The 26993-nt window shown below is 64.7% G+C and carries 24 protein-coding genes; 10 read left to right on the forward strand and 14 right to left on the reverse strand.

Going from position 1 to position 26993, the window contains the following annotated elements:
• Window positions 1-90: 90 nt before the first annotated feature.
• The 5 genes from GEM_RS13710 to GEM_RS13730 all read right to left on the reverse strand — a co-directional run bounded on the left by GEM_RS13710 (window position 91) and on the right by GEM_RS13730 (window position 6805).
• Entirely contained in the window at window positions 91-1872 is a 1782-nt protein-coding gene (locus GEM_RS13710; RefSeq protein ID WP_041490549.1) for a polysaccharide biosynthesis/export family protein, read from the reverse strand.
• Between the two features lie 139 nt (window positions 1873-2011).
• On the reverse strand, window positions 2012-3118 hold the full coding sequence (locus tag GEM_RS13715; protein ID WP_148283829.1) for a lipopolysaccharide biosynthesis protein: 1107 nt from the start codon (window positions 3116-3118) through the stop codon (window positions 2012-2014).
• Window positions 3111-3773: an ABC transporter ATP-binding protein gene (locus GEM_RS13720; protein ID WP_014897991.1), complete on the reverse strand. Its 663-nt coding sequence runs from the start codon at window positions 3771-3773 to the stop codon at window positions 3111-3113. Before GEM_RS13720 ends, GEM_RS13715 begins: the two co-directional genes overlap by 8 nt.
• Window positions 3770-4573 (reverse strand): ABC transporter permease, encoded by an 804-nt coding sequence (locus GEM_RS13725; protein WP_014897992.1) that lies wholly within the window; start codon window positions 4571-4573, stop codon window positions 3770-3772. The genes GEM_RS13720 and GEM_RS13725 overlap by 4 nt, the downstream gene beginning before the upstream one ends.
• A 756-nt stretch (window positions 4574-5329) precedes the next feature.
• Window positions 5330-6805, reverse strand: coding sequence for a hypothetical protein (locus GEM_RS13730; RefSeq protein WP_014897993.1), 1476 nt, complete (start codon window positions 6803-6805; stop codon window positions 5330-5332).
• 289 nt (window positions 6806-7094) lie between these two features.
• Here GEM_RS13730 and GEM_RS13735 point away from each other — a divergent pair, with 289 nt between their 5' ends.
• Complete coding sequence (locus GEM_RS13735; protein ID WP_014897994.1) at window positions 7095-7907, forward strand: mechanosensitive ion channel family protein; 813 nt, start codon at window positions 7095-7097, stop codon at window positions 7905-7907.
• A gap of 101 nt (window positions 7908-8008) precedes the next feature.
• Here GEM_RS13735 and GEM_RS13740 read toward each other — a convergent pair whose 3' ends face one another.
• The gene (locus tag GEM_RS13740; RefSeq protein ID WP_014897995.1) at window positions 8009-8692 is read right to left on the reverse strand and encodes a DedA family protein; all 684 of its coding nucleotides are present in this window, start codon (window positions 8690-8692) and stop codon (window positions 8009-8011) included.
• Between the two features lie 172 nt (window positions 8693-8864).
• Between GEM_RS13740 and mutL the strand changes: the two genes are divergently transcribed.
• Together mutL and miaA are read left to right on the forward strand one after the other, a co-directional pair.
• Window positions 8865-10859: a DNA mismatch repair endonuclease MutL gene (gene mutL / locus GEM_RS13745; protein WP_014897996.1), complete on the forward strand. Its 1995-nt coding sequence runs from the start codon at window positions 8865-8867 to the stop codon at window positions 10857-10859.
• Window positions 10856-11833, forward strand: coding sequence for a tRNA (adenosine(37)-N6)-dimethylallyltransferase MiaA (gene miaA, locus GEM_RS13750; RefSeq protein ID WP_014897997.1), 978 nt, complete (start codon window positions 10856-10858; stop codon window positions 11831-11833). Before mutL ends, miaA begins: the two co-directional genes overlap by 4 nt.
• Window positions 11834-12020: 187 nt before the next feature.
• Here miaA and purM read toward each other — a convergent pair whose 3' ends face one another.
• Window positions 12021-13076 (reverse strand): phosphoribosylformylglycinamidine cyclo-ligase, encoded by a 1056-nt coding sequence (gene purM, locus GEM_RS13755; protein WP_014897998.1) that lies wholly within the window; start codon window positions 13074-13076, stop codon window positions 12021-12023.
• A gap of 247 nt (window positions 13077-13323) precedes the next feature.
• On the opposite strand from purM, the gene hda reads away from it, so the two are divergent.
• From hda to panB, 6 genes are read left to right on the forward strand one after another with little or no spacing between them, the layout of a single operon-like run.
• Entirely contained in the window at window positions 13324-14058 is a 735-nt protein-coding gene (gene hda, locus GEM_RS13760; RefSeq protein WP_014897999.1) for a DnaA regulatory inactivator Hda, read from the forward strand.
• Between the two features lie 11 nt (window positions 14059-14069).
• On the forward strand, window positions 14070-14747 hold the full coding sequence (locus tag GEM_RS13765; RefSeq protein ID WP_014898000.1) for an HAD family hydrolase: 678 nt from the start codon (window positions 14070-14072) through the stop codon (window positions 14745-14747).
• Window positions 14748-14752: 5 nt separating this feature from the next.
• Complete coding sequence (gene pcnB / locus GEM_RS13770) at window positions 14753-16288, forward strand: polynucleotide adenylyltransferase PcnB (RefSeq protein ID WP_014898001.1); 1536 nt, start codon at window positions 14753-14755, stop codon at window positions 16286-16288.
• 35 nt (window positions 16289-16323) lie between these two features.
• Window positions 16324-16866: a 2-amino-4-hydroxy-6-hydroxymethyldihydropteridine diphosphokinase gene (folK, locus tag GEM_RS13775; RefSeq protein WP_014898002.1), complete on the forward strand. Its 543-nt coding sequence runs from the start codon at window positions 16324-16326 to the stop codon at window positions 16864-16866.
• Window positions 16863-17549 (forward strand): deoxynucleoside kinase, encoded by a 687-nt coding sequence (locus GEM_RS13780; RefSeq protein ID WP_014898003.1) that lies wholly within the window; start codon window positions 16863-16865, stop codon window positions 17547-17549. Before folK ends, GEM_RS13780 begins: the two co-directional genes overlap by 4 nt.
• A 44-nt stretch (window positions 17550-17593) precedes the next feature.
• Window positions 17594-18409 (forward strand): 3-methyl-2-oxobutanoate hydroxymethyltransferase, encoded by an 816-nt coding sequence (gene panB, locus GEM_RS13785; RefSeq protein WP_014898004.1) that lies wholly within the window; start codon window positions 17594-17596, stop codon window positions 18407-18409.
• A gap of 121 nt (window positions 18410-18530) precedes the next feature.
• Here panB and GEM_RS13790 read toward each other — a convergent pair whose 3' ends face one another.
• From GEM_RS13790 to grpE, 5 genes are all read right to left on the reverse strand, one after another.
• Window positions 18531-20447 (reverse strand): aminodeoxychorismate synthase component I, encoded by a 1917-nt coding sequence (locus GEM_RS13790; RefSeq protein WP_014898005.1) that lies wholly within the window; start codon window positions 20445-20447, stop codon window positions 18531-18533.
• 4 nt (window positions 20448-20451) lie between these two features.
• Window positions 20452-21588, reverse strand: coding sequence for a molecular chaperone DnaJ (gene dnaJ, locus GEM_RS13795; RefSeq protein WP_014898006.1), 1137 nt, complete (start codon window positions 21586-21588; stop codon window positions 20452-20454).
• Between the two features lie 253 nt (window positions 21589-21841).
• Entirely contained in the window at window positions 21842-23785 is a 1944-nt protein-coding gene (dnaK, locus tag GEM_RS13800; RefSeq protein ID WP_014898007.1) for a molecular chaperone DnaK, read from the reverse strand.
• A gap of 148 nt (window positions 23786-23933) precedes the next feature.
• Window positions 23934-24389, reverse strand: coding sequence for a thioredoxin family protein (locus GEM_RS13805; protein ID WP_014898008.1), 456 nt, complete (start codon window positions 24387-24389; stop codon window positions 23934-23936).
• Between the two features lie 10 nt (window positions 24390-24399).
• On the reverse strand, window positions 24400-24945 hold the full coding sequence (grpE, locus tag GEM_RS13810) for a nucleotide exchange factor GrpE (protein WP_014898009.1): 546 nt from the start codon (window positions 24943-24945) through the stop codon (window positions 24400-24402).
• A 352-nt stretch (window positions 24946-25297) separates the two neighbouring features.
• Here grpE and GEM_RS31840 point away from each other — a divergent pair, with 352 nt between their 5' ends.
• On the forward strand, window positions 25298-25459 hold the full coding sequence (locus GEM_RS31840; RefSeq protein WP_014898010.1) for a hypothetical protein: 162 nt from the start codon (window positions 25298-25300) through the stop codon (window positions 25457-25459).
• On the opposite strand, the gene GEM_RS13815 is transcribed toward GEM_RS31840, so the two are convergent.
• Complete coding sequence (locus GEM_RS13815; protein ID WP_014898011.1) at window positions 25431-25838, reverse strand: RNA-binding S4 domain-containing protein; 408 nt, start codon at window positions 25836-25838, stop codon at window positions 25431-25433. The two genes, GEM_RS31840 and GEM_RS13815, sit on opposite strands and share 29 nt — an antisense overlap.
• Before the next feature lie 86 nt (window positions 25839-25924).
• On the reverse strand, window positions 25925-26989 hold the full coding sequence (gene hemH, locus GEM_RS13820; protein ID WP_014898012.1) for a ferrochelatase: 1065 nt from the start codon (window positions 26987-26989) through the stop codon (window positions 25925-25927).
• Between the last annotated feature and the right edge of the window lie 4 nt (window positions 26990-26993).

Consider the following 26993-nt stretch of genomic DNA (forward strand, 5'->3'; position numbering starts at 1 on the left):
CCGCCGAAATGCGCTCGTACCAGTACGCGCTGCGGCCCTCTTTTGCGTTACGTAACGCGATCGCGATCACGTTACGTAACGTGCTACCTGTTACCAGAAGAAGATCACCCTCGCCGCAACGGCCATTTGATACAGGATTTGAGTAATTCCTCGGGTGATCTCGATATTCTTCGATTTCACCTTCGGCAACACCATCAACTCGTCACCTGAAGCAATCTTCGTACCACTCTCCGCGAGCTCTGCCTTGCCGTTCTGATGAATCACGACGATCTTGCTGTTGTCCGCCTTCTGCGTATATCCGCCGACGTGCGAAATGTAGTCGTCTGCCGTCATGCCCGATTGCCACTCGACGGCATTCGGGAAGAGCACCTCTCCATGCACCATGACAACGCTCGTACGCTCGGGAATATTGATGACATCCCCGTCCTCGAGAATCACGTCGCTCATCGTCTTTTCGTTGAGAACGACCTGCCCCTTGAACTCGGTTTTGCTGGCCAGCGCGGCGAATTTGGTAATGCCCTCGGCTTCCTTCGCGCGCAAGTTCGCTTCCTCGCTCGTCGCGGAAGGAGCCGACAGCGCGGCCTCCTGCAGCTTCTGGAGTTCGACGGCCAGCATTTCCTTCTGCCGATCGGCAACCGACTTGCGGAACAACTGGACCTCGTCGACGCGCGACAACGGATTTGCCCTGATCTGACCGAGAACCTGCGCCATCGTCGCGCCGTAAGGCAACACCAGCGCGTGCTCGCCGGAATGAGCCCCCTCGACTCGAACCTGAATCGTGCCGGCGTAACGATCCGCGGTAACGACCAGTTGATCGCCGTCGTTTAACTTCACATTCGTTGCGTCGGCAATCGGGTAGTACTCGCTCGTTCTTTTGCTACCCTGGCGGCGCACGATGCTGACGTGCGTCGCTCCAGGCTTGGGCCGCGCGATGGCGAGCGCCTGCTGCAGCGAAATGACCGGTGCGCCGAACTCGAAATCGTATGCGTTGTACACCTCGCCGCGCACCGAGAAGACGTGCTCGCGCGGCCCCACGACGATGACGTCGCCGTCCGCCAACTGGAGTTGGTCGATGACGCCGTTGAGCAGAAAGTCGTAGAGGTTGAAGTGCTTGCGCACGGCGCCACCGCGCTTGACCGTCACGTCGACGTAGCTGCCGCGCTCGACGTCGACACCACCGGCCTTGTCGATATAGGACAGGATGCTCTCGGACGCGATGCCGCCGTACATACCCGGCTGCTTGACGTATCCCGTGACATACACCTTGACCGGCTGCGCAACGTCGAGGCTCGCATAGACGTTCACGTTCGCCTTGTAGACCCTGCGCACCTCGGCAAGCACGCGCCCGTTCAGCTCCGCATTGCGCACGCCAGCAACGGTAACCGGGCCGACGTTAGGCACGAAGATGTTGCCCTGCGGATCGACGATCAACTGACCGTCGAAGGCGAATGCACCCCACATGCGCAGTGTGACCGTATCGCCGATGCTGACCTGATACCCGGGATTGAAGCCCGAACCTCGACTGTTGTGGAAGGTGCCGCCGAACAACTGCGAACCGAACATGTTGTTCGGCGCCTGCGGCATGACCGATACATCGCCCGACCCCGGCGCCATTCCGCCGGAACCGCCTTGCTGACGCCCAAGCTTCGCGTTTTGCATCGCGAGTGCGGCTACCGCCAGCGACGCATCGTCCGGGCTATAGCTGAATTGCTGAGTATTGCCGGATGCCGTCCGGGACGATGTCGAGCCGCTGTCGCTTGTGCCCGTCGAAATCCCGAATAGCGAGTCGGTCGTTGCCGCCGACGCACCCGCACTGGCGACGCTCAAGACGAGCAGCGCCGATGCGATCCGGCTTCTTGATAAATTGGTCATGTCGATTTAATTGCACACGTCGACGATCGGACGCTTCCTTTGCCCCGCAAACGACCGCGACATATACCCCGCCAGTTTTGATTCAATGGGGTGTCGTACGGCGCGATATTCGCAGCACGGCACCTATGGACAGCCTGCGTCAGGTTCGGTGATCTTCGATAATCGCCTGTGTCAATCTGACAACGCCGTACAACAGCAACAGTCCCACCGCGAGTGACGACAGGATATGGAGCCTGCGCGGGTATTCCGCCTCTTCCGGCAGGTTCGGCATTACGATCACCGAAAGGCTCTTGGCCTTGTGAGCCGATTCGACCCGCGCCTTCTCGAAGGTCGACAATGAAACCTTGTACAGGTCCGTCGCAAACTGCAATCGCGCCTTCAGTTCCGCATATTGCGCGGCGGTGCGGTTCATCTTTCCGTCGCCCGGCGCACTCAGCTTGGTCTTCTCGAGCGCAATTTGCGCGGTAAGCGACGACAACGCGTTGCGCTTGGCGACCACGGGCGGCGCACTTTCATTCATGTAGGTGAGCAGGTTGCGCAACTCCGCCTCGAGCTCCGCCTGCTTGACCTGCATTTCGGCCACCATGCGTCCGCCGGCTTCGGCACTCGCAGTCGGATCCAGCATTCCCGTCTTGTTTTCGAACGCGATGACCGAATCGCGCGCACCCTTCACTTCGTCATACGAGCGATCGATTTCGTCGCGCGCGAACTGCATGTCGTTCCGCGCCACGCGATGCGACATCTCGTTCAGAAACGACTCACTCTCGGCCAACAGAATTCGATTGAATTGCTGCGCGAACTCGGGCGACATCCCCTGAGTGCGAATCGTCAGGATGCCGGCCTTTTCATCGACATTCACGCTGAGGCGGCGCAGATAGAACTTGAGCATCTGCTCGCGCGTCGCTTGCGGTGACAGACGGTTCAGCCAGTCCAGACCGACATTGCTGAACGCCTGCTTCAGCTTGAGTCGCGCATCGACTTTCGCGAGCATGTCGGGCGATTCGATGTACTCCTTGAGCACGATCGCGTCGTCCCGCGCGGTTGCGTCACCCGCGCCGCCGAGCAACGCCTGGATGTTCAACCCCGAGGTCACCGACCTCCCGGCGTCCTTCACCATCACCATCGACTCGCTGACGTAACGGCTGCGCGAAATCAGCCCGAGGTACAGGCCGCACACCACTAACGGTATCGCAATGAGTATCACGGGCAGGCGATGTTCGCGCAGCCGCCCCATCCAATCAGACATTGTTTGCTTGCTTATAAACTTCGATCGCCTCATTGACGTCCGGGTAGTACGTTACTTTCCCGTCACCAATAAGCAATCCGACATCGCAGACCCGCCGAACCTCATCGAGACCGTGCGAAACGAAAATAAACTGACTGACCTCCCGCCGGGCCTCCATCAGCGCTTCACTCTTCTTGCGGAACACGGCATCCCCGACCGCAGTCACCTCATCAATCACGTAGTAATCGAAATCGAACGCCATCGACAACCCGAACCCGAGGCGCGCACGCATGCCGGTCGAGTAGCTGCGGATCGGCATGTCGAAGAATCGGCCAAGCTCGCAGAAGTCCGCAACGAACTTCACCTTCTCGTCCAGCTCGTGCCTGGCGGCATACAACCGGGCGACGAACTTCACGTTCTCGCGTCCCGTCATGCTGCTCTGGAAGCCGTTCGAAAGTCCGACCGGCCACGAAATGCGCTTGTTCGTAATCACACGGCCGCGATCGGGTCGATCGATACCGCCGATAATGCTCAGCAACGTACTCTTGCCCGCCCCGTTCCGGCCGATCAGCCCGATACTTTTCCCGGAAGGAATTTCTACCGTGACGTCCTTGAACACGTAATGTCGGCCGGAAGGCGTCCTGTACGATTTCGTGAGATTTTCAATACGAATCATGATCGCAACAGTGACGGTTCGCGCGCCTTGTACAAGGCCAATCCAAAAAAGAAGATGAGGAACGTGCTGAATGTCAGATACGTCAGACTGACCCGCTCGATGTTGTATTCGGAAACGACGGCGTGCCGCATCAACTCGAAGGCATGAACGAGCGGATTCCAGAGCAGCAATCCACGATACTGCGCCGGTATTGACGTCAACGGATACATGACCGAGCTGATGAAATAAAGCGGCCGCATCAGCAGCGGGATAACCTTTTCGCTTACCGGGAATTCATGGCCGATTACCATGAAAATAATACCGATTCCCAGCCCGAGAATCGTCACCAGAATCCAAATTGCCGCCAGTTCCGGTATGTCGCTCAATTCCACCGACTGCTCGCCCAACGCAAGAATCAGCAGCAACACGGCAAACACGATGACGCTGATAACCAATTCAAGCGCGGCACGTGCGATCAACGTATCGATTGGATGAACGGGGCGATAGCTCAGCAGCCCGAGATTAGCCTCGAGCGCATTCAGCGACCGAAGCGTGATATTGAGGAACATGAAATACGGCACGAGCCCGCATATCAGGAACACCGGGAAAGAAATGACCGGCATCGCATGTTTCGCGATCAACCCGAGAATCGCGAAGAGCACCAGCATGTGAACAACAGGCTCGAGAAACGCCCACAGGTAGCCGAGCCGCTGCTTGCCAAAGCGTGTTTTCAGTTCGCGCAGGAACAGCGCATAGACAACTCTGCGCTGAATGGAAAACGCCCTGCCCAGCGCACTGCCCCCTGTCGGCAGGCCTTCCATAATTACCCCGGTAACATTTTCTTGAATTGCATCGTGACGCGCACAGCTCAATGGCTCGCGGCGCCTCCATAATGCCTCCGCGCGTCTACAATCGCGGCGCCGCATTCTACCGCGGATCGTTCGGTTCACCCGTAAATTTTTACGATTTTAAGCATCTTTACGACACGGGGTAGACAGGGCGATCCGCCATACTCGCTGCCCGGCCTGATCAAAATGCGCAAATTCGGATAGTCATCATGCATCTCGATCCGATTGACACGACGCTCGACTCACCGCTGCCCACGCATCTAAAACAACGCAAAGGCACGCAAAAGCAGCGACATTCCCCGACGAAAACGTTGCCGTACGCAAGAGACTGGAAATGTCGGTGCGCGCAATGGATACGATCGAACCTCCCCCCTACTCGAACCCGACTGAGGCGGCGCTTCGCGCTCGTAATATTTGGTAACCAACTCGATGCAAAGCCGACTAATGCCATGTCCGGCCCGCAGATGAAACATCGTTTTAAATCACCTCCCCAGACGATTTTTCGCCCTGTCAATAGCGGGCGGAATCACGCCAGTTACGCAACAGTGCGATGACGTCGGCATCATCTATTGGTGTGATGTATTGATACCGTCCGGCGCCAATCGCAGCCCGCCGGACAACCTTTCGCCGCACCACGCTGAACCTCCCGGGACTTGCGCACCTGAACGCTTGGCGAGTCCGGCTCGACGCACATCCGCTCGAATGTCGCCGGGTACGCGATATTCACTGCTAGTCGTGTCCATCTTTGCGATAGTCAGGGCCTTCGGTGCGCCGATCTCGGGAAAGCGGCGCAGGCTTGCGCGGGCTGATCGGCGTCGGGCTTGACAGGATGGAACCGTCGCTCCGCAGCAATTCGACATCCATCGTCTTCATGTTCGGTTGCGCCACGTTCCGCACTCGCAGCGTCGCGCTTGAACTGACGAGGGAACAGTGGTTCAGATAGGACGGCTTGTCGTAATTCGGGAAGTTCCATGACAGGACCGTTGCCGGCGTCAAGCGGCCCGTTGTATCAGTCAACGTCAGCGCCAGATCGCCAATTTCGCACGCCCCGTGTCCGCTGGTCTGACGAAACAGTTCGGTTGTCGACCCCGCCCCATACAGAAGCTCGAGCTTGATGCGACCGACTTTCAGGGCCGAGATGTTTCCGTCGTAAAACTGAAAAACACCTCCGCCATTGGAGGCAGCCGTCAGCATGTACGTTCCCGTCACGTCGCCGATCTCGATCTCGCACGTTGTCGCCTTTTCGCGCGCAACGGCCACCTGGTGGGCCTTTCGGGATGCACGATTCTGAATCGAGTAATGCCCGATCTTCAGATTCCCTCCCTTGTCGACCGCGGCATAACCCCACACGTCGCGTACAATCAACGATCCGATGGATACATCGCTTTCGCTCACCACCGTCTGCAGATTCAGGTCCAGATCATCTTCGAATATCGCAGTTCCGACCTTGATCTTGCCGCCTGCAGCAATATCGTAAATACCGTTGTTTCCGCATTTGTACGCGCGCAGGAAATTCACGGTGACTTCACCAGCCTGATTGATCCACAAAGCGGTCACATTATTTCCCGTGACGCTGCCGAATACGCATCCGGTTACGGCTCCGGTACTCAGGACACGAGGCACCGACGGATTGGTGGCACTTGCTGACAGAAGATTTTCCCCGTGCACGTCGATACGACAGTTATTCCCGGTAACGAAAAGCACGCTCTGCATTCCGCCACCGACCTTGACGTCGCTACCGTAGATATTGTCACCACGCACCCGACCGCGTACACCGCTCCCCGAGACCTTCACGCCGACCAGCGAGCGTGTGTTACCGTCCACATCGATATCGATGACGGATTGATCCGCGCCGACCACAAGCATGTTGCCGCCTTGCGGAAACGCACCAGACGCCTTTAATCGGATCTTCAGGTCGACCTGCCGGGAAAACGTGATCGGCTGCGATACGACATACGTCCGCCCCTGGCCATCTATTCGCAATGCAGCAGGCATCGCGGCAAGCCTGAGCAAGGCTTGCGTATCGTCGATCACGCCATCGCCCTTTGCACCAAAATCGACCGGATCGAGCGCGCGATTCGAATGGTCGACAGTCGAGTCGACTGTCGCGGCATCGGCCGCACGAGCAAATGCCGCCAGCACAGCGGTGCCACCGACCAGCGTATTTGCCAATGCCGCAAGTATTTTTCTTCTCGTGTTGCTCATTCAATCTCCGTTCTGGTTGAACGCCGCATCGCTCCAGATTGCAATCAGCTCTTCCGGATACCGCTCGCCATCGAGGTCCGCCGGTAAATCATGCCGGCACGCAACGCGCGCGCAGGCAGTATTGGAACAACCGCTCGATCGAGCATTTACAGAGTACAACACGAATAGAGATAAGCCATGCATCGCTCAAGCCCGATTACTTGGCGAAGTTGCCAGCGCAGACCGGCTCGGTTATAAACGGTCCAGCGTTTCCAAGACCAGTCTCCCGCCCCCTCACCCCGGAGCCCCCATGCTGAACCTAGAAACCGCCCAGCAATTCCTGATGACCCGCGGCCTCGACTTCGGCCTGAACCTCCTCGCCGCGATCGCCTTGTGGTTCGTCGGCCGCTGGGCGATCCGCATCGCTACCCGCCTGCTCGGCAAGATCGTGCGCCGCAGCGGCAAGGTCGACCCGACGCTCACCGACTACCTGACCTCGGTGGTCAGCGTGCTGCTGACGATCCTGCTGATCCTCGCGATCCTGCAGATCTTCGGCGTTCAGACCACGTCGTTCGCCGCGCTGCTCGCCGGCCTCGGCCTCGCGATCGGCACCGCCTGGGGCGGCCTGCTCGCGCACTTCGCCGCCGGTGTGTTCATGCAGGTGCTGCGCCCGTTCAAGATCGGCGACGTGATCAGCGCAGGCGGCGTCACCGGCACGGTGAAGGAACTCGGCCTGTTCGGCACGACGATCATCACCGCCGACAACATCGTGACGATCGTCGGCAACAACAAGATCTTCTCCGACAACATCGCGAACTACAGCGCGACGCCGCATCGCCGCGTCGACCTGACCGCGAAGATCGCGAACGGAGTCGACGCGGTCGACGCGATCAACCGCCTGAAGACGCAGATCCAGCAGATCCCGAACGTGCTGAAGGCGCCGGCACCGGACGTCGGCGTGCTGCAGTTCACGCCGGAGGGCCCGCTGCTGTTCGTGCGCCCGTCGACGCAGCCGGAGAACTACTGGCAGGTGTACTGCGATACCAACCGCGTGATCCTCGAGACGTTCCGCGACGCGCAATACCCGACGCCCGAAACGCCGATCTCGCACCGCAACGCCTGACGGCAGCGTCGTACATCGGCAACCAGCCAAACCGCACGGACGAAAAAAAAGCGTGGCAGCCGCCACGCTCTTTTACTGCGCCGAAGCGAAAACGTACCGGCTCAACGCCCACCCGTCTTCTGCGTATCACCCGAATTCCGCCCGCGCACCAGCTTCCACAGCGCCCCGAGCACAACTGGCACGATCGCCGCGCCGATCCCCGCCAGCACGATCACGTTCAGGTATTGCCGAATAAACGGAATGTTGCCGAAGAAGTACCCGAGCAGCACCAACAGCATGACCCAGACCACCGCGCCGATCACGTTGAACAGCTGGAAGCGCGCCACGCTCATCGACGACGCGCCCGCGACGAACGGCGCGAACGTGCGCACGACCGGGATGAAGCGCGCGAGCACGATCGTCTTGCCGCCGTGCTTGTCGTAGAACGAGTGGGTCTTCTGCAGCGCCGCGCGGTCGAGGAAGCGCTCGAGCACCGGGATATGGGTATTGAATACCTTCGGGCCGATCCAGCGGCCGATCAGGTAGTTCACGGTATTGCCGGAAATCGCCGCGACCAGCAGCAGCGCGATCAGCGCGCCGATGTGCATGTCGCCCGTCGCCGCGAACGCGCCGCCGATGAACAGCAGCGAATCGCCTGGCAGGAACGGCAACACGACGAGCCCCGTCTCGCAGAACACGATCAGGAACAACACCAGATACACCCATGCACCGTACTGCCGGATGAAGTCGCCGAGGAACGCATCGATATGCAGGACCAGGTTGACGAAATGAAGCAGCGTATCCAAATGCGATTCCTCGAAGGCGAAGGGGCCGGAACGGCCGGAATAAGCGGAATGCCCGCCGGACAAGGCCGCGCGCGCAACGGAGCCATGATACCGAAACTACCTTAAGGCTCCGTGAAAAAACGTAACCGGACGCGGCCCCGGCACGCACCCGCCGCCTCGCTATAATTCGGCCATGTCCGAAATCACCGAAACGGGCGCGGGCGCCGCGCCCGCCCCCGCTCCGCGCCCGCTGCGCGCGATCCAGCCCCTGCCCGACCAGCTGATCAGCCAGATCGCCGCCGGCGAGGTCGTCGAACGCCCGGCGTCGGTCGTCAAGGAGTTGCTCGAAAACGCGATGGACGCCGGCGCGAGCACATTGCGCATCGTGCTCGAGGAAGGCGGCGTCAAGCGCATCTCGTTCACCGACGACGGCTGCGGGATTCCGCCCGGCGAACTGCCGCTCGCGCTGATGCGCCACGCGACGAGCAAGATCCGCTCGCTCGAGGAGCTCGAGGCGGTCGCGACGCTCGGGTTCCGCGGCGAAGCGCTCGCGTCGATCGCGTCGGTCGCCGAGATGTCCATCACGAGCCGCACAGCTGACGTCGCGCATGCGACGAAGATCGACGCGACCACGGGCGCGCTGTCGCCGGCGGCCGGCGCAGTCGGCACGACGATCGAGGTGCGCGAGCTGTACTTCAACACGCCCGCGCGCCGCAAGTTCCTGAAAAGCGAGCAGACCGAGTTCGGCCACTGCCTCGAAATGATCCGCCGCGCGGCGCTCGCGCGGCCAGACGTCGCGATCTCGGTGCTGCACAACGGCAAGGCCGTCGAGCACTGGAACGCGACCGAGCCCGCGCAGCGCGTCGCAAAGATACTCGGCGACAGCTTCGCGACCGCGCACCTGCCGCTCGACGAGCAGGCCGGGCCGCTCGCCGTCTACGGCTGTGCCGGGCTGCCGACCGCGAGCCGCGGCCGCGCCGACCAGCAATATTTCTTCGTAAACGGCCGCTTCGTGCGCGACAAGCTGCTCACGCACGCGGTGCGTGCGGCCTACGAAGACGTCCTCCACGGCGATCGCTACCCGTCGTACGTACTGTTCCTCGACCTGCCGCCCGAAGCGGTCGACGTGAACGTGCACCCGTCGAAGATCGAAGTGCGGTTCCGCGATTCGCGCTCGATCCACCAGTACGTCTTCCACGCGGTGCAGCGCGCGCTTGCGCGCCACGCCGGCGCGTCGCCGGAAACCACCGCGGGCGGCCATGCCGCGCAGCTCTCACCGGCGCCGGCCGGACCTGCCTCGTTCCTGAATACACCGCTCGGCCAGCCCGCGGCCACCGGTACGGGCGGCAGCGGCTTCTCGTCGCCGTCGTCATCGTCTTCATCGGGCAACACGTGGATGCGCCAGGCGCGCATGACGCAGGGCACGCTGCCGGTCGCACAGCCGCTCGCGCTCTACGACGCGCTGTTCGGCCGCAAGGACACGGGGGCGGGCACGCCGGACGGCACGACGATCGTCGCGCGCGCATCCGCAGATTCGGCCGATGCGCCGATCGCACCGCTGCCAGGCTTCGTCGCAGCGCCGCTCGCCGGCACCGCACACGACGAGCAGCCGCTCGGCTTCGCGCTCGGCCAGATCCACGGGATCTACGTGCTCGCGCAGAACGCGCACGGCCTCGTGATCGTCGACATGCACGCGGCGCACGAACGGATCCTGTACGAACAGTTCAAGAACGCGCTGGCCGACCGCACGGTCGCCGTGCAGGCGCTGCTGCTACCGATCTCGATGACGGCGACGCCGATCGAGATCGGCACGGTCGAGGAAGAGCGCGACACGCTTGAATCGCTGGGTTTCGACCTCGCGGTGCTGTCGCCGACGACGCTCGCGATCCGCGCGGTGCCCGCGCTGCTGAAGGACGCGGACCTGCAGTCGCTCGCGCGCGCAGTGCTCGCGGACCTGCACGCGTTCGGCGGCTCGCGCGTGCTCACCGAGCGCCAGCACGAGCTGCTCGGCACGCTCGCGTGCCACCACGCGGTGCGTGCGAACCGGCGCCTGACGCTCGACGAAATGAACGCGCTGCTGCGCCAGATGGAAGCGACCGAACGCGCGGACCAGTGCAATCACGGCCGGCCGACGTGGTATCAGCTCACGCTGAACGATCTCGACCGCCTCTTCATGCGCGGACAATGAGCGCTTCACCGCAGTCCCCACCGACGACGATCGCCTGCCTGCTCGGCCCCACTGCCTCGGGCAAGACGGCCGCGGCGCTGGCGCTCGCCGCGCGCCGCCCGATCGAGATCGTCAGCGTCGATTCGGCGCTCGTCTACCGCGACATGGATATCGGCACCGCGAAGCCGACGCGTGACGAGCGCGCGAGCGTGCCGCACCATCTGATCGACATCATCGACCCGGCCGACGCCTATTCGGCGGCCGAATTCCGCGCGGACGCGCTGCGCGTGATCGGCGAGATCGCCGCGCGCGGCCGCACGCCACTGCTCGCGGGCGGCACGATGCTGTACTACAAGGCGCTGACGCAAGGTCTCAACGACCTGCCGACCGCCGATCCGGCCGTGCGCGCGGAGCTCGATGCCGACGCCGCGCGCGACGGCTGGCCCGCACTGCATGCGCGGCTCGCGCAGGTCGACCCCGCGACGGCCGCACGGCTCGCGCCGAACGATTCGCAGCGGATCCAGCGTGCGCTCGAAGTGTTCCTGCTGAGCGGGCAGCCGATGTCGGCGCTGCTCGCGGCGCCGCGGCGCGCGGACGATGCGGCCGCCGCCTACCGCTTCGTGCCGGTGGCGCTCGAACCGTCGGACCGCGCGGTGCTGCACGCGCGTATCGCGCAACGCTTCGACGCGATGCTCGACGCAGGCTTCATCGACGAAGTCGAGCGGCTGCGCCGTCGCGAGGATCTCCACCTCGGCCTGCCGTCGATGCGCTGCGTCGGCTACCGGCAGGCGTGGGAATTCCTCGACGGCGACACCGATTACCGGACGATGCGCGACAAGGGCATCTTCGCGACGCGCCAACTGTGCAAACGGCAGATCACGTGGCTGCGCGCGATGCCCGAGCGGATCGTCGTCGACTGCGTGTCACCCGATTCGACCGGGCGGGCGGTCGATGCGCTCGAACGCGTGCTGGACGGCGGTATCGCGGATCGTTAGCCGGGCCGGTTCGACGCGCGCCGGCTCGACACGAACAAGGTTTCCACCAGTTCACGAATCGCGCGTTCGTCCTCGGTCATCGTCGTTCCTCCTTCATCGGCACCCGATACTCGATCCGGCACCCGAAAAAAAACCGCCCGGATCGACTCCGGGCGGTTTTCCTTGCTGCATCTGCTGCTGCAGTGCGTCAGACCACGACCGTCTGCGCCTCGCCTTCGCGGCTCGCACGCACGGTGCCGATCTTCCACACCTGCTCGCCGGCGGCCGTCAGGTCGGCGATCGCTGCGTCGGCATCGGCTGCCGAGACGATCACGGCCATCCCGATCCCGCAGTTGAACACGCGGTGCATTTCCGCATCGGCGACACCGCCGTGCTCCTGCAGCCACTTGAACAGCGGCGGCAGCGGCCATGCGTTCTGGTCGAGCTCGGCCGTGAGGCCTTCACGCAGCACGCGCGGAATGTTCTCGACGAGGCCGCCACCGGTGATGTGCGCCATGCCCTTCACCGACAGCTTCTGCATCAGCGCGAGCAGCGGCTTCACGTAGATGCGCGTGGGCGCCATCAGCGTGTCGGCCAGCGAGCGGCCGTGGAAGTCGGCCGACAGGTCGGGGTTCGCGCGCTCGATGATCTTGCGCACGAGCGAGAAGCCGTTCGAGTGGATGCCGCTCGACGCGAGGCCGAGCACCACGTCGCCTTCGGCGATCGTGCTGCCGTCGATGATCTTGCTCTTCTCGACCGCGCCGACCGCGAAACCGGCCAGGTCGTATTCGCCGTCCGGGTACATGCCCGGCATTTCGGCCGTTTCACCGCCGATCAGCGCGCAGCCCGACAGCTCGCAGCCGTGCGCGATGCCCTTGACGACCGTGGCGGCCGTGTCGACGTCGAGCTTGCCGCACGCGAAGTAGTCGAGGAAGAACAGCGGCTCGGCACCCTGCACGAGGATGTCGTTCACGCTCATCGCCACCAGATCCTGGCCGACGGTGTCGTGTTTGTTCAGATGAAAGGCCAGCTTGAGCTTGGTGCCCACGCCGTCGGTGCCCGACACGAGCACGGGCTCCTGGTACTTCTTCGGCACTTCGAACAGCGCGCCGAACCCGCCGATGCCGCCGAGCACGCCGTCGCGCAGGGTTTTCTTCGCAAAAGGCTTGATCTTGTCGATGAGAGCGTCGCCCGCGTCGATGTCGACGCCTGCGTCGCGGTAGGACAGACCCTGAGCGTCAGGAGCGGATTTCGGAGGATTCATGGGGGAATGCGAGAAGGTCGGTAAAATGCGATTTTACCCGAAGCCGGCCCGTTGGCCGGAATTCCCAGCACCGAATCGTCAGGGATTGCATCTTGGTCAACACGTCCCCGTTTTCATCGCTACGCGAGCCGCGCCGAAACCCGCGCGCCGCCGTGCGTGCGGCCGTGCGTGCAGCCACCGCAGCAGTCCCCCGCGCGTGCCCGGCGTACGGCACGCGTTTCATCAACCGACCCGCATTGTGACTGTTGTGTCCCGTCAACTGACGCTCGATCTCGGCACGCCGCCGCCCGCCACGTTCGACAACTTCATCATGAATGAAGAGAACGACGAGCTCATCTCGCGGCTCCAGAAGCTCGACCTCGCGCTCGCGGCGGGGCCCGTGCCGGACCGGTCGTTCTACATCTGGGGCGAGCCGGGCAGCGGCCGCACCCATCTGCTGCAGGCGCTCGTGAGCGACGCGTCGTACGGCTACGCGCGCTACCTGACGCCGCAAAGCCCGCTCGGCGCGTTCACGTTCGACCCGCGCATCGGCATCTACGCGATCGACGACTGCGACCGCATGAGCGACGCGCAGCAGGTCGCGCTGTTCAACCTGTTCAACGAGGTCCGCGCGCACCCGTCGAGCGCGTTCGTCGCGGCGGGCCCCGCGGCGCCGCTCGCGCTCGACGTGCGCGAGGATCTCCGCACGCGGCTCGGCTGGGGGCTCGTGTTCCACCTGTCGCCGCCGTCCGACGCCGGCAAGATCGCCGTGCTGAAACTGGCGGCGAAGGAGCGCGGGATCGCGCTCACCGACGACATCGCCGCATACCTGCTGACCCATTTCCGCCGCGACATGCCCAGCCTGATGGCGCTGCTCGACGCGCTCGACCGCTTCTCGCTCGAGCAAAAACGCGCCGTCACGCTGCCGCTGCTGCGCCGGATGCTGGCCCGTCCCGGCGACGACATCGCACCGCCGGGCACAGGCCCGAACCGCTTCGAGTAAAATGCGCTTCCATGACTAATCTGGCACTCTTTGACCTCGATCACACGCTGATCCCGACCGATAGCGACCACGAATGGGGCCGCTTCATGGTGAAGCTCGGCATCGTCGACGCGGAAAGCTTCTCGCGTCAGAACGATCAGTTCTTCGCCGACTACAAGGCCGGCCAGCTCGACATCCATGCGTATCTGTGCGCGATGCTCACGCCGCTTGCGAAGTATTCGCGCGCGCAGCTCGCCGAATGGCACGAGCAATACATGCACGAGGTGATCCGCCCCGCGATGACGCCCGCCGCGCTCGAACTCGTGCGCAAGCACCTCGATGCCGGCGACCTGTGCTGCGTCGTGACCGCGACCAACGAATTCATCACGCGTCCGATCGCGACCGCGTTCGGCGTCGACACGCTGATCGCGTGCGAGGTCGAAACGACCGACGGGCACCCCGACTCGCCTTACACGGGCCGCCCGACCGGCACGCCGAGCTATCGCGAAGGCAAGATCGTGCGTACCGAAGCGTGGCTCGCGTCGCTCGGCAAGCACTGGGACGACTTCGAACACAGCTACTTCTACAGCGACTCGCACAACGACATCCCGTTGCTCGAGAAAGTCACCGACCCGATCGCGACCAACCCCGACGACACGCTGCGTGCGCATGCAAGCGACCGCGGCTGGCGCATCCTAGATCTCTTCTGAACGTCGTGATCAAAAAATTCATTCGCAAGCTGCTCGGCCAGGACGGCGCCGAACAAACGTCGCCCGCCGAGGCGCCCGCCGCCGACACGGCCCCTGCCCCGCGCCACGCAAAGGGTAGCCGCAGCGGCGCTGCCAAAAAGCCGCGCAGCAATCACGAGCCGACCGTCGTGCCGGCCAGCGTGCACCAGATCGACCCGTCGCTGATCTCGAAGAACGCGGTGCGCGTGACCGACACGCTGCAGCAGGCGGGCTTCCGCGCGTTCATCGTCGGCGGTGCGGTGCGCGACCTGCTGCTCGGCATCGCGCCGAAGGACTTCGACGTCGCCACCGACGCAACGCCGACCGAGGTGCAGCGCCTGTTCCGCCGTGCGCGCCTGATCGGCCGCCGCTTCCAGATCGTCCACGTGCAGTTCGGCCAGGAACTGATCGAAGTGTCGACGTTCCGCGCACTGGTCGACGCGCCGCCCGAAGCTGCCGCTGCCGAGCCGCCGAAGCGCCTGAAGCGCGACGAACTCGATCGCCGCACGCATGCGGTGGACGCGAGCGGCCGCGTGCTGCGCGACAACGTCTGGGGCGAACAGCACGAAGACGCCGCGCGCCGCGATTTCACGATCAACGCGATGTACTACGACCCGTCGACGCAGACGGTGCTCGACTACCACGACGGGATGGCCGACATGCGCGCCCGTCTGCTGCGGATGATCGGCGATCCGGCCACCCGCTATCGCGAGGATCCGGTACGGATGCTGCGCGTCGTGCGCTTCGCGGCGAAGCTCGGCTTCGAGATCGAGCCGCACACGCGCGAGCCGATCAACGCGCTCGCCGACCTGATCAACAACGTGCCGGCCGCGCGCCTGTTCGACGAAATGCTGAAGCTGTTGCTGTCGGGCCACGCGCTCGCGTGCCTGCAGCAGCTGCGCAAGGAAGGGCTGCACCACGGGCTGCTGCCGCTCCTCGACGTCGTGCTCGAACAGCCGCAGGGCGAGAAATTCATCACGCTCGCGCTGAACAACACCGACGCGCGCGTGCGCGCCGGCAAGCCGGTGTCGCCGGGCTTCCTGTTCGCGACGCTGCTGTGGCACGACATGCGCCAGCGCTTCGAGCAATACACGGCGGAGGGCGAAATCCCGGTGCCGGCGCTCCATCGCGCGATGGACGACGTGCTCGACATGCAGACCGAGAAACTCGCGATCCACAAGCGCTATTCGGCCGACATGCGCGAGATCTGGGGCCTGCAGCTGCGCCTCGAGAAACGCTCGGGCCGCAGCGCGATGAGGCTGCTGGAACACCAAAGGTTTAGAGCGGGGTATGATTTCCTCCTGTTACGCTGCGAATCCGGCGAGCTCGAAGCCGAAGTCGGACAGTGGTGGACGGATTTCATCGAAGGCGACGCAGCCGCTCGTGAGGCACTCCTCACGCAGGGCGGCTCGAAGGAAAAATCGCCCCGCAAGCGGCGCCGCCGCGGCGGTGCGCGAAACCGCAACCCGGGCGAAGGCGCAGCCGAGCAGGCGCCGGACACCGCAGGCGGTTCCGACGACTGACGCGCTCGCCGGCGAACGACGTAGGAAGTGATGCCATGACGGTTGCATATATCGGACTGGGGGCGAATCTCGGCGATGCGCGCCAGACCCTGAAGGACGCGGTGGTGTGTCTTGCGCAGCAGCGCACCATCTCGATCCTCGGCAAATCGAGCCTGTATCGCACGGCGCCCTTCGAAGCGGGCGGCGACGATTACTACAACTGCGTCGTCAAGCTCGACACGACGCTGTCGGCCCGTGAGCTGCTCGCGCTCTGCCAGAAGATCGAACATCACTTCGGGCGCGAGCGCCCGTATCGCAACGCGCCGCGCACGCTCGACCTCGACATCCTGCTGTTCGGCACCGACTCGATCGACGAACCGGACCTGATCGTCCCGCACCCGCGCCTCACCGATCGCGCATTCGCGCTCGTGCCGCTCGTCGAGATCGAGCCGGCGCTCGACATCCCCGCGCGCGGCCGCGCCGCCGCGTTCCTCGCGGCGGTTGCCAACCAGCGCGTCGAGAAGGTGCAGGCCTGTCAATGTCTGATGCAGAAGGCCCTGGCCGCCAGCGCAGACGCCGACAAGAACCGCTGCCGATGAACCCCACTCCACTGACCGTCACCGCGCCCGACTTGCGCGCCCCGCACCGCTATCTGGTGATCGAAGGCCCGATCGGCGTCGGCAAGACGACGCTCGCGCGCCTGCTCGGCGAGCGCTGGTCGATGCAGACGCTGCTCGAACGCCCGCAGGACAACCCGTTCCTCGAACGCTTCTATCGCGACACCGCGCGCTACGCGCTGCCCGCGCAGCTGTCGTTCGCGCTGCAGCGCGCGCAGCAGGCGCGCGAACTGATCGGCGCGCTCGACACGGGCCGGCCCGTCGTCGCCGATTTCATGCCGCAGAAGAACGACATCTTCGCGCGGCTGAACCTGCCGGAAGACGAATGGCAGCTGTACCGGTCGATTGCGACGCACCTCGACGTGCCGCAGGCGCCCGCGCCCGATCTCGTCGTCTATCTGCAGGCGAGCCCCGAGGTGCTGTTCTCGCGCATCCAGAAGCGCGGGCTGCCGATGGAGCTGCAGATCAGCGATGCGTACCTGCGCTCGCTCGTCGACGCGTACAACGAATTCTTCTATCACTACGACCGCACGCCGGTGCTGACGGTCGCAGCCGAACACCTGAACCCGCTGGATTCCCCCGAAGACCTCGCGCTGCTGATCGAGCGCATCGACACGATGCGCGGCCGCAAGGAATTCTTCGTCAAGGGCGAGACGACGCGCTGACGCGTCCTCGCCTGTCGTTCTTCACCTATCGAACCGGATTTCCCATGACCTATCTCCAGGAATCGAGCCGGCCTGCCGTGACGGTGCCGAAGCTGCAGGCAATGCGCGAGGCCGACGAGAAGATCGCGATGCTCACCTGCTACGACGCGAGCTTTTCCGCGCTGCTCGATCGCGCCGGCACCGACGTGCTGCTGATCGGCGATTCGCTCGGCAACGTGCTGCAGGGCCACACGACCACGCTGCCCGTATCGCTCGAGGACATCGCGTACCACACCGCGTGCGTCGCGCGCGTACAGCCGCGCGCGCTCATCGTCGCCGATCTGCCGTTCGGCACGTACGGCACGCCGGCCGAGGCGTTCGCGAACTCGGTCAAGCTGATGCGCGCGGGCGCGCAGATGGTCAAGCTCGAAGGCGGCGAATGGCTCGCCGAAACGATCCGCTTCCTCGTCGAACGCTCGGTGCCGGTGTGCGCGCACGTCGGCCTCACGCCGCAATCGGTGCACGCGTTCGGCGGCTTCAAGGTGCAGGGCAAGACCGAAGCCGGCGCCGCGCAGCTGCTGCGCGATGCGCGCGCGGTCGAGGACGCGGGTGCGCAGCTCGTCGTGCTCGAAGCGGTGCCGACGCTCGTCGCGTCCGAAGTCACGCACATGCTGAAGATCCCGACGATCGGCATCGGCGCGGGCGTCGATTGCTCGGGCCAGGTGCTGGTGCTGCACGACATGCTCGGCATTTTCCCCGGCAAGCGTCCGCGTTTCGTGAAGGATTTCATGCAAGGTCAGCCGAACATCCAGGCGGCCGTCGAAGCCTACGTGAGCGCGGTGAAGGACCGCACGTTCCCGGGCCCCGAACACTCGTTCTGACGCGCGGCCGGCGGCGCATTCGCCGGCGCCCTGCCCTGTCGATAAAAAAAAGCGCGGCGCCCTTTGCGGGGCGCCGCGCTTTTTGTTTCGGACCGGCGGCGCGAGCCGTCACGTCATCACGTCATGATTTCAACACCGCGTCGAGCGCGCCGCGCAGTGCATTGGTCAGCAGCAGCGCTTCTGCGCGCGCAAGATCGTCGCATGTGACGACACGCTCCACCGCGCCGAACGCCCGGTCGTCGAGCAGCACGCCGCGCATCACGCCCGGCAGCACGCCGCTCGTCAGCGGCGGCGTCACCCATTGGCCGTCGAGCTTCACGAACAGGTTCGAGCGCCCGCCTTCCGTCACCTCGCCGCGCTCGTTGACGAACAGCATGTCGAAACCGCCGAGCGCTTCCGCCGCCTGCCATGCACGGTCGTATTCGGCGCGGCGCGTCGTCTTGTGCAGCAGCAATGCGTCGTCGGTGCGGGTCGGCGCGAAGCCGTGCGCGGACGCGAGCATCACGCCGACCGGCCCCGCGGGTAGCGCCTTCAGCGGTGCGGAAATAATATCGACGGTGCCGTCCTTCGCGAGCGCGAGCTTCATCCGGTACCGGCCGTCACCGTCGAGTGCCGCGCAACGCGCGGCGATCTCGCGGCGCAACGCATCGGCGTCGAAGCGGAAGCCGAACGCATCCGCACTGCGCTGCAGCCGCGCGAGATGGCGCGCGAGATGCCGGATGCCGTCCGCACGGGTCGCGGCGGTGGTCTCGAACAGCTGGAAGCCGGGATCGGCGTCGGTCAGGAATCGCGCTTTCAATTCGCACTCCGCATATTCGTCGGCGGCGACGCTGTCGAGCACGATGCCCGCGCCGACGCCCATCATGCCGCGTCGCCGGCCGGCCGCCGCCGTTGCCGGGCCATGCGCGTCGATCGTTTCGCCGGCAGCGGCACCGACCGCCTCGAGGGTCAGTGTCCGGATCGCGACCGACAGGCAGAAATCGCCGCAGCCGGCCGCGCCGTCGGGCGACGCCTCGGTCGCGACATCCCGCGGGGCGTCGAGCCAGCCGATCGCACCGGTATAGAGCCCGCGCGGCGTCGACTCGATCGCGTCGATCAGCTCCATGGTCTTGTGCTTCGGCGCACCGGTGATCGACCCGCACGGAAACAGCGCGCGCAGCATCTGCGCGAACGTCGTGCCGGCGCGCCAACCGGCCTCGACCGTCGACGTCATCTGCCACACCGACGCATACGGTTCGACGGAGAACAGCGCCGGCACCTTGACGGTGCCCGTGCGCGCGATCCGCGATACGTCGTTGCGCAGCAGGTCGACGATCATCACGTTTTCCGCGCGGTTCTTCGGATCGTTCGCGAGGAACGCGGCAGCCGCCGCATCGTCGCGGGGATCGGCCGAACGCGGCGCGGTGCCCTTCATCGGCCGCGCGCGCAGCACGTCGCCGTGCTTCTCGACGAACAGCTCGGGCGAGCACGACACGACCCACTCGCCGCCGGGCAGCGCGATCAGCGCGCCGTACCGCACGGGCTGGCGCGCGCGCAGCCGCCGGTACAGCGCGAGCGGCGTGCCGAAAACGTCGAAATTCAGCCGGTACGTGTAGTTGACCTGATACGAATCGCCGGCGCGCAGCGCATCGTGCACCGCGGCGATCGCCGCGTCGAACGCGTCGCGCGACACGCTTTTCGCAACATGCGCGACGCCCGCGATCGACGGCGGGCCGCCGCCATCCTGCTGCGCGAGCCACGCGTCGACTTCGTCGCGCGACAGGCGCTCGCAGCGTGCATACAGCAAAAAGCGCAGCGGGGCATGGCCCGGCTGCGCTCTTTCCAGATTGCGTCCGAATTCGTAATCGCCGACGACGACCGCATGCAGCCCGTCGCGCAGATCCTGCGCCACCGCCGCATCGAGTTCGTCGAGCCGTGCCGGATCCGTGCACACGCGCTCGTGCACGAAACCGGAATACAAACGACTCGACCGCGCGGACGCGGTCGAGTCGCAATCGTCCAAGAGCGCGAACGACGCGCTCTCGTTGCCTTCAGTCATGCCGTTACTCGAAGAAGCTCTTCACCCGGTCGAACCAGCTCTTGCTCTGCGGGCTGTGACGCGCACCGCCCTCGGCCAGCGACTTCTCGAACTGCTTGAGCAGGTCGCGCTGCTGGTCGGTCAGCTTCACGGGCGTCTCGACCTGCACGTGCACGTACAGATCGCCCGCGATGCTCGAACGCAAACCCTTGATCCCCTTGCCGCGCAGGCGGAACGTCTTGCCCGACTGCGTGCCTTCCGGCACCGGGAACGACGCACGGCCGGCCAGCGTCGGCACCTCGATCTCGCCGCCGAGTGCGGCGGTCGTGAACGGGATCGGCATCTGGCAGTGGAGATCGTCGCCGTCGCGCTCGAACACCGAGTGCGGCTTGATATGGATCTCGACGTACAGGTCGCCCGGCGGCCCGCCGTTGATGCCCGGCTCGCCGTTGCCGGCCGAGCGGATCCGCATCCCGTCGTCGATGCCGGCCGGGATCTTCACTTCGAGCGTCTTGGTTTCCTTCACCTTGCCCGAGCCGTGGCAATGCACACATGGTTCGGGGATGTAGGTGCCGGTGCCGTGACACTTCGGGCAGGTCTGCTGGATGCTGAAGAAGCCCTGCGACATGCGCACCGTGCCCTGGCCGTGACAGGTCGGGCAGGTTTCCGGCTTCGTGCCGGGCTTCGCACCCGACCCGTGACAGACTTCGCACGACACCCAGCTCGGCACGCGGATCTGCGTGTCGTAGCCGTGCGCGGCCTGCTCGAGCGTGATTTCCATGCTGTAGCGCAGGTCGGCGCCGCGATACACCTGCGGGCCGCCACGGCCGCCGCGCGCGGCACCGCCCGCGGCCTGACCGAAGATGTCGCCGAAGATGTCGCCGAACGCATCCGCGAAACCGCCGAAACCCTGGCCGCCCGCACCACCCATGTTCGGATCGACGCCCGCGTGGCCGTACTGGTCGTACGCCGCGCGCTTCTGGTCGTCCGACAGCATTTCATAGGCTTCCTTCACTTCCTTGAAATGCTCTTCCGCATCCTTGCTGTCCGGATTGCGGTCCGGGTGATACTTCATCGCAAGCTTGCGATACGCCTTCTTGATTTCGTCGTCGCTCGCATTCTTTGCGACGCCCAGAACCTCGTAGTAATCCCGTTTCGCCATATCGATTCACTGTGCCGTCGCGCGTCACACACGCGGCGGCTCCTTTCGCCCGCAGTAAAGTCTCTCGACTCGTCTGGCGCTGCGCCGTCCGCGGACGGCTCGCGCAGCACCCGCCAAAAAACAAATGTGCCCGGAGGGCCGCGAAGCCCGCCAGGCGTGGAGTCGATCCGGCCATCCGGAAGGAAAGACAGACCGCTGTTCAGCCGCGCCGCGCGCGTGTCGCGCGCGGCGTGCGGTGCCATGGCAACCCGGCTTAGTCCTTCTTCACTTCCTTGAACTCGGCGTCGACGACGTCGTCGGCAGCCTGCTGCGCACCGCCCGCGTGGGCCGCGCCTTCCGCTGCACCCGCCGCGCCGGCCTGCTGCGCCTGCATGTCGGCGTACATCTTTTCGCCGAGCTTCTGCGAAGCCTGACCGAGTTCCTCGACCTTCGCGTCGATCGCCGCCTTGTCGGCCGACGTATCCTTCAGCACGTCCTCGAGCGACTTCAGCGCCGCTTCGATCTTTTCCTTCTCGCCCGCGTCCAGCTTGTCGCCGTACTCGGTGAGCGCCTTCTTCGTGCTGTGGACCAGCGCGTCGCCCTGGTTGCGCGAATCAGCCAGCTCGCGCAGCTTGTGGTCTTCCGCTGCGTTCGCTTCCGCGTCCTTGATCATCTGATCGATTTCAGCGTCGGACAGGCCCGAGTTCGCCTTGATCGTGATCTTGTTTTCCTTGCCGGTCGCCTTGTCCTTCGCGCCGACGTGCAGGATGCCGTTCGCGTCGATGTCGAAGGTCACTTCGATCTGCGGCACGCCGCGCGGCGACGGCGGGATGCCTTCGAGGTTGAACTCGCCGAGCAGCTTGTTGCCTGCCGCCATCTCGCGTTCGCCCTGGAACACCTTGATCGTCACGGCCGACTGGTTGTCGTCCGCCGTCGAATACACTTGCGCGTGCTTCGTCGGGATCGTCGTGTTCTTGCTGATCATCTTCGTCATCACGCCGCCGAGCGTCTCGATACCGAGCGACAGCGGGGTCACGTCGAGCAGCAGCACGTCCTTGCGATCGCCCGACAGGACCTGGCCCTGGATCGCCGCGCCAACTGCGACGGCTTCGTCCGGGTTCACGTCACGGCGCGGATCCTTGCCGAAGAACTCCTTCACCTTTTCCAGCACCTTCGGCATGCGCGTCTGGCCGCCGACCAGGATCACGTCGTCGATGTCCGACACCTTGACGCCTGCGTCCTTGATCGCGATGCGGCACGGTTCGATCGTGCGCTCGACGAGGTCTTCCACCAGCGCTTCCAGCTTCGCGCGGGTGATCTTCAGGTTCAAGTGCTTCGGGCCCGATGCGTCGGCCGTGATGTACGGCAGGTTGATTTCGGTCTGCTGGCTCGACGACAGCTCGATCTTCGCCTTTTCAGCGGCTTCCTTCAGGCGCTGCAGCGCGAGCACGTCCTTCGACAGGTCGACGCCCTGCTCCTTCTTGAACTCGCCGATGATGTAATCGATGATGCGCTGGTCGAAGTCCTCGCCGCCGAGGAACGTGTCGCCGTTGGTCGACAGCACTTCGAACTGCATTTCGCCGTCGACGTCCGCGATCTCGATGATCGACACGTCGAACGTGCCGCCGCCGAGGTCATACACGGCGATCTTGCGGTCGCCCTTCTCGACCTTGTCGAGACCGAACGCGAGCGCGGCTGCAGTCGGCTCGTTGATGATCCGCTTGACTTCGAGGCCCGCGATGCGGCCGGCGTCCTTGGTCGCCTGGCGCTGGCTGTCGTTGAAGTACGCCGGCACCGTGATCACGGCTTCCGTGACCGGCTCGCCGAGGTAGTCTTCGGCCGTCTTCTTCATCTTGCGCAGCACTTCCGCCGAAACTTGCGGCGGCGCGAGCTTCTCGCCGTGTGCCTCGACCCATGCGTCACCGTTGTCGGCCTTGACGATGGTGTACGGCATCAGGCCGATGTCCTTCTGGACTTCCTTCTCTTCGAAGCGGCGGCCGATCAGGCGCTTCACCGCGAACAGCGTGTTCTTCGGGTTGGTCACCGACTGACGCTTGGCCGGCGCGCCGACGAGCACTTCGTTATCGTCCATGTAGGCGATGATCGAGGGCGTCGTGCGCGTGCCTTCCGAGTTCTCGATGACCTTGACCTGGTTGCCTTCCATGATGGCGACGCACGAGTTCGTGGTGCCGAGGTCAATACCGATGATCTTTCCCATTTTTTCCTAATCTCCAGAAATGCTTGTTTGCTGCGCAAAACCCCACGTTTTGGGGCGGATTCGCGCGCCAGAATTCAACTCTGTTCCCGAAATGCGTCCGGCCAGCCCGTTTTCAAGACCCGCCAAGCGATGCGGATATTAAATTTTTTCAATCGCCGCCGGTAGCCGGATCGTTCGGACCGCGGTCGTGCTCGCCCGCCGCCGCGACCTTCGCGCGCGCCGCCGACACCGCCGCCTGGAACTGCGCGAGGCCATGCCAGCCGGTCGCGCGCCCGAGACGCTTGCCGCGGTGGAAGAAGAACCACGTCGGCACGCCGTGCAGGCCGAAGCGGCGCCCCAGCTCGTGGTGTTCGTACACGTTGCAGTGGAACCACTTCAGGTCCAGCGCGCGAATCGCGTCGGGCTGGGCAAGCATCGCCTTCTTCGCGATCTCGCAGTTGAAGCAGTCGACACCCCAGAAGAACACCACGGCGAGTGCGTCCCCCAAGGGGACTTCCTCCGGGGCGTCGCCGGCGCCGTCGATGCCCGCGTCGAACGTGTCGGCGGCGAGCCCCCGCATGTCGAAGGCCTCGAACGCGGCCGGATCGACGCCGGCGGGAACCATCGCGCCGGCCTTACTTCGGCTGCGCGACGGTGACGAGCGCCGGGCGCAGCACGCGGTCGGCGATCGTGTAGCCCTTTTGCAGCACGGCGACGACGGTGTTCGGCTCCTGCTCGGCCGGCACCATCGAAATCGCCTGGTGCTGGTGCGGATCGAACTTCTCGCCGACCGGGTTGATCGCGACGACGCGGCCCTTCTCGAGCGCGCTCGTCAGCTGGCGCAGCGTCAGCTCGACACCCTCGCGCACCTTCGTGATGTCGCCGGACGTGTCGCTGACGGCCGCCTCGAGGCTGTCCAGCACGGGCAGCAGGTGCTCCGCGAAGCTTTCGATCGCAAACTTGTGCGCCTTCGAGACGTCGTCCTGCGCGCGGCGGCGGACGTTCTCGGTCTCGGCCTTCGCCCGCAGGTAGCTCTCCTGCAGCTCGGCGACCTTGGCTTGAGCCTCCGCGAGCGCCGCGTCGGCTGCTTCGGCGGCAGGAGCAGCGCCTTGCGCCGCCTGCTTCTCGCTACCGATGTCTTCGGCCGATTGGGTAGCCGGGTTCTCTTGCGTGTTTTCCATGTCGCTGAAAGTCGATTAGAGGTTGAAGCCAAATCGGCAACCGCCAGCTCGTATACCGGCGGCACCGCACATTGTTGGTGCAAATAAGGGCGAAAACTGCAATTTCAAGAGGGTTATTCGCCGGCATTCGCCAATGCCGCGAAACAACCGCGCGGCACGCCGCCCGATTGCGCGCATTTGCCGCCAAATCGGAGGAAACGGCCTGTAACAACGCTTACCCGACAAGTACTAGCTCGGCACAGGGGGCTGCACTACACTCCACTCAAGCGTCGGAAAAGCGTGTTAACCCCTAGCTGACCGTCGCCTGACATCCACCTGGCGCCGCATTCACCGTCTTGTCGAGGCGAGTACCGTGAAACTGACCTTTGCCATATCGGTGGTCGCGCTGGTACTGATCGCCGGCACCACCACCATCTGCCTGTCGGGAGCCGTCACCGACCGCACGACCGAATACGGAAGCGCGCTGGCGACGTTCGACCAGATGTTCAGCTCCCACCAGAAAATCTGTCGATGATGCGCCGGTCGCGCTTGGTCGGCCGGCCGTGCAGTTCGGCTGCCGGCTCGCGATAGGTGCGCCGCCGCTCCAGTTCGGCGAGCCGCGCGGCACGCCCCGCTTCGGTTTCCTCGTAAAGCGTCTGCGCAATGCTCGCGGGCCCGCGCAGGTCGCAAATACCCAGCACGGCAATGTGCCAGACGACACCGTCGATCGCAATCTCGACCTCGTCGCCGACCCGCACGTCCTTGGCCGGCTTGACCGCCGCGCCGCCGATCTTCACGTGCCCCTTGTCGACCGCGTCGGACGCGAGCGAGCGGGTCTTGAAGAAGCGGGCCGCCCACAGCCACTTGTCGATGCGCAGCTTCGCGCCGGGTTCCGTCGAAATCCTGTAATTCATGTCAGCCTCCGCCGGGCCGCCGCCACGCGGCCGACCGCCCCCTCGGGGGCAGCGAACGCAATGCGCGCAGGGGCCGCGTCGTCATTTCAATTCACCGTTTCGGGTTGGGCGGCCTTCACGGGCCAGCCCTGCAGGTTCTCGGCGACGATCTCGCCGAGCGCGCCGATCCACGCGGGCGCGCCGTTCAGGCACGGAATCCGGTGGAACGCCTGGCCGCCGCCGGCGATGAATTCGTCGCGCACTTCCATCCCGATCTCCTCGATCGTCTCCAGACAATCGGCCGTGAAACCGGGACAGAACACGTCGGCCCGCCGCACGCCGGCCTCGCCGAGCTCGCGCAGCGTCGGCGCCGTGTACGGCTGCAGCCACTCCGCCTTGCCGAAGCGCGACTGGAAGGTCACGCGGCATTCGAGCGTCGACAGCCCAAGCGCGGCCATCAGCAGCGCGCCCGTCTGCTGGCACTGGTCGTGATAGGGATCGCCGAGGTCGAGCGTGCGCTTCGGCACGCCGTGAAAGCTCAGCACGAGCTTGTCGCCGGCCGCGAAGTCGGGCCGGCCGTGCTGCGCCCAGTACTGGCGCACCTGCTCGGCGAGCGCGTGGATGTAGGCCGGATGGTCGGCGTAATGCCGCACCGTGCGCACTTCCGGCTGGTTGCGCATCCGCGCGAGCGCGCCGAACGCGGCATCGAATGCCGTCGCGGTGGTCGACGCCGAATATTGCGGATACATCGGCATCAGCAGCACGCGCTCGACGCCCGCGCGCTTGAACTGCGCGAGCGCCTGCGCAATGTTCGGGCTGCCGTAGCGCATCGCGTAGTCGACCATCACCTGGTAGCCGTTCGACGCGAGCAGGTGCCGCACGCCGTCGGTCTGGCGCTCGGTGTACACGCGCAGCGGCGAGCCCTCGGGCATCCACACGGCCGCGTATTTCTTCGCGGACGCGCGCCCGCGCAGCGGCAGGATCAGCGTGCGCAGCAGCACCTGCCAGACGACCTGCGGGATTTCGACGACGCGGGGATCCGACAGGAATTCGGCCAGATAGCGCCGCACCGCGCGCGGGGTCGGGGCGTCGGGCGTGCCGAGGTTGATCAGCAGCACGCCGATGCGATGGGCAGCTGCGACGCTCGAAGGCGGCTCAAGATCGAAACGCATGGGC

The sequence above is a fragment of the Burkholderia cepacia GG4 genome (assembly GCF_000292915.1).
GTDB classification, from domain to species: Bacteria; Pseudomonadota; Gammaproteobacteria; order Burkholderiales; family Burkholderiaceae; genus Burkholderia; species Burkholderia cepacia_D.